Origin of the sequence: Methanoculleus sp. UBA430, from assembly GCF_002506585.1 — an archaeon.
Lineage (GTDB): Archaea > Halobacteriota > Methanomicrobia > Methanomicrobiales > Methanoculleaceae > Methanoculleus.
Map to the genome: position 1 here is coordinate 864 of NZ_DAXW01000010.1, position 503 is coordinate 1,366.

1 pseudogene is annotated in these 503 nt (G+C 65.0%); it reads right to left on the minus strand.

Annotation, left to right across the window (positions count from 1 at the left end):
• Window positions 1–9: 9 nt before the first annotated feature.
• A pseudogene (locus BRA49_RS08725) lies at window positions 10–503 on the minus strand (hypothetical protein); the annotation flags it as partial.

The following is a 503-nucleotide window of genomic DNA, read 5'->3' on the forward strand; positions in this document are numbered from 1 at the left end:
CCCGCACTCTCAGGCCCCGGTCAACCGGGCGCCCACCCCGCCGATCCATTCCGCAAAGGACACCCACACTCCAGAAAGCATCTCCGATATCCCGGCGGGCTCGCCGGAGGGGAGATCCGGCATCAGGACCTCGGCGGAGACGTTCTGGGTGGCCTCCGGTGCCGGGACCGGCACGGCGGAGAGGTCGAGGGTGGCTGAGCCCGTCGCCGGCGGGATGTAGCCGACGTTTCCGGGAACGACGAACCAGCACCGCCCAAAGGCATCGATGAAGAGTTTCTTGACGAACTTTGAACGAATACCGTCCCGGGACGTGATATGCAGGGCGATGCCCGATGCGTTCCACCCATAGATCCCGTTGTCGGAGGCGATGAGGAGCATCCCTTCGGGTGTCGCCGCAATATCGTTGATCGTGACCGGGAACGGGCTGAGGTCCCCGGCGCCGAGGACCGGGACAACTCCCCCATCCGTAGTATACCGGAGGACCGTCGTGCGGTTGAAGAGGT